General features: G+C 58.0%; 2 protein-coding genes and 1 pseudogene. 1 reads left to right on the top strand and 2 read right to left on the bottom strand.

Annotated features, from left to right (window positions below; all coding sequences use genetic code 11):
• Nucleotides 1-746: 746 nt before the first annotated feature.
• Entirely contained in the window at nt 747-1,244 is a 498-nt protein-coding gene (locus AC1D1P_RS20460) for a putative pterin-binding protein (protein ID WP_477674222.1), read from the bottom strand.
• Nucleotides 1,245-1,420: 176 nt separating this feature from the next.
• On the opposite strand from AC1D1P_RS20460, the gene AC1D1P_RS20455 reads away from it, so the two are divergent.
• Complete coding sequence (locus AC1D1P_RS20455; RefSeq protein WP_457280066.1) at nt 1,421-2,098, top strand: hypothetical protein; 678 nt, start codon at nt 1,421-1,423, stop codon at nt 2,096-2,098.
• Nucleotides 2,099-2,194: 96 nt separating this feature from the next.
• On the opposite strand, the pseudogene AC1D1P_RS20450 reads toward AC1D1P_RS20455, so the two are convergent.
• Nucleotides 2,195-2,487, bottom strand: a pseudogene (locus AC1D1P_RS20450) (pseudouridine synthase family protein); the annotation flags it as partial.
• Nucleotides 2,488-2,613: the final 126 nt, after the last annotated feature.

Genomic DNA, 2,613 nt, shown 5'->3' with positions numbered 1-2,613 from the left:
GATTAGAGCCTTCGTTGCCGATGTAATTAGTCGAGCCGAAACACCGCCGTCAGCGGCGCATAGAGATTGGGCTTCCTGGGCGCTGAGAGTGGCTTCGGAAARGGACCCCGTTCCGGGGCGAAATATTGCACTAGCGCATGTTAGGGAGCCAAAATGAAGACACCGTTACAGGAGGCTCAATGGGCCGCATATGAAGCAATAACTTTGCGGCGGGAACAGGATGCAGGAAAGGACAGTGCATCTAGAGAACACAGAGCACGCCTTCTTGAGGAGGCCGCGCAATGGACTACCAGCCAACAAATTCGCGGTTATGTCGCTATGGTCCTTGAGCGAGCCGGCCAACCATCGTCCCCGCAGGTTGATGTTTGGGCGACGTGGGCGTTAGGCATCGCACAGTCTACTGACCCTGTCGCCGGTCGCATTGCTGATCTGTTGAGTCCGACAAACGAAAAGAACCGCCATGGCTGAGAGGACGACCAGGTCGCTATGCGCTGGGTGTAACACGCAGTTTGGTGCRACGGGCAGCAGCCATAAATGCTCGTGCGGCACTTTCTAACTCCGGACTCAGCCTCGCACGCGCATCACGACGCCCTAATGCGCCACCTCTGAGCCATCGCTTTACCTCATCCAGGTCATAGCGCTTCGCCCTTACGCCCACTGGCGTAAATGGCAATCCCATCGCCTCTAGGCGCCTTACTGTGGACTCGCTAATGCTCAAGGCCGCGCACAGTTGCTGTCGTGTTAGATCACTCATGCCTCGCGCTCTTCAACCCAGTGGGAGCCGGCGCCATGGGCTGACCATCCAGGTGAGTGGCAACGATGAAGCGGTATTTGCCGGCCTCGGCGGCGGTGACCTGGGCGGCATAACCGTCTACCGCGCGCAGGAAAAGCGTCGTCCTGTCAGTCAACTTCACGCCGGCGGCCTTCATCACATCGGCCAGCAAGGGGCCCTTGAGGGTGTGCGGCTTGCTGTCGTATTCCAGCGTCGGCTTGATGGTGACGGCCGGCAGCGCGGTGAGTGCGGCAAAGTCAAAGGCGTGCGCCTTGTCGAATTTGATCTTCTGCTTGGCCATCATCTGGTCAAGCGCGGTATCGAGGGCGCCGCGGTTGCCCGCACCTATTAGCCCACTGACGGTCAACAATGTCGGACCTCGGAGCGCCTTGGGCGCCAGCTGTGCCTGCGCCAGCTCAGGCAAAGCGACGGCTCCCCATGCCGCCACACCCATAAATTTGCGTTTATCCATTGATTGCACTCCTCTTTTTGCAAGTTTCACGGGGCCAATTCAGCGATGGGCCTATGTTCAATAAGTCACGCAATCTTAATAATTGGTAACAAATTGCCAATTAATCTGATGAATTTCAATACAAGGTACGTAAATAAGCGCACATTGTAAAAACCCGTAACAAYCAGGAGTTCGTCATGCACAGAAACTCAGAATGGTCGCCAGTAGAGCAGCCCCGTATGGAGCGCATCTACGAATGGTACAGGTTGTGGTCGCGATGGGTAAACCCGGGGAAACGCCGCATTCCCAAACACTGGCCCCTGCATGCGCGAGTGTTGATGAATAGCGAAGAACTGCGAACCTGGCACTGGATGAACAGCACTTTTGACGATCACCATGTCCTGGTCAAGACGCCGGTAACTCGTTTCACCAGGCCCAATGCCAGTGAAAACAGCCTGTACTGGTATGAATTGCTTCAGAACACCACCTGCACATTTTCAGTTTGCGCGAGCGACGGCCACGTAGTCGGCTGCGTGGACGTACCCAAGTCCTTCGGACTCCCCCAAAAAGCCAGAAGCCTGAAAAGGAATTTGCTGGCGCAGTGCGGCATTTCCTACGCGGTGCTCAACCCGTCCATGCTGCCGGACCCCGACGTACTTCGCAATGAATTTTTCGGCGAAGAGGCCACAAAAGCCCGGCATCTCAAGCGTGAAGAAGCGATCCTCGAAGTCGCCCGCATCAGCCTGAAAAAAACGCTGGCGCAACAGCGCCGCATCCGCACACTCAGGGACCAGGATCACACCAGCAGCATGCCCAATCACTGGCATGACTCGTTTCTCATACAGTCCAACACCCGCCCAGCCGAACTGCGATAGGCAGAGCCAGTGGATGTGCCGGGCATCCTGCATTGGCAAAGGAATGCCAGGCTCTGCTGCTTCACCCCCCCGACGGCATTTGGCGCAGGGCGGTACTCAGGCCGCGATGCGGGTCAGGTCTTGCACCGTCAACCAGCGCCATTCACCGCTTTCAGGTCGATCGGCAGATCCAGCGAACCGATACGCGAGCGGTGCAAGCCGCCGATCTCTTCCACCCGGTTGCCCACGGCGGCGACCATGCGCTTGACCTGGTGGTATTTGCCTTCCGTCAAGGTCAGGCTTAACTGGTTGTCGCCGGTTTTCTCGCAGGCCGCAGCTCGAACGGGTTTGGGGTCGTCATCCAGCACAACGCCGGCCAGCAGTTTGGCCACCTGCTTGTCGTCCACCGGGGGCGCGCGGCCAGGGTAAGGACATGGAAGCCAACGGCGTGCGGCAGCTGGTGGCCATTTGACTTTCTCATTCGAGGGCCGAGACCGGGTCCGACATAGCCGCCGGAGGGCTACGTGGTGCAGTAC

It is taken from the genome of Polaromonas sp. P1_E1_2 (genome assembly GCF_056406035.1).
The sequence above is the reverse complement of the archived record's forward strand: the minus strand, read 5'-3'. Positions and strand labels throughout refer to the sequence as shown.

What these genes read in the sequence shown, in the direction of transcription:
- AC1D1P_RS20460 (WP_477674222.1), bottom strand. Translation starts at nt 1,244, where the DNA reads ATGGATAAACGCAAATTTATGGGTGTGGCGGCATGGGGAGCCGTCGCT.
- AC1D1P_RS20455 (WP_457280066.1), top strand. Translation starts at nt 1,421, where the DNA reads ATGCACAGAAACTCAGAATGGTCGCCAGTAGAGCAGCCCCGTATGGAG.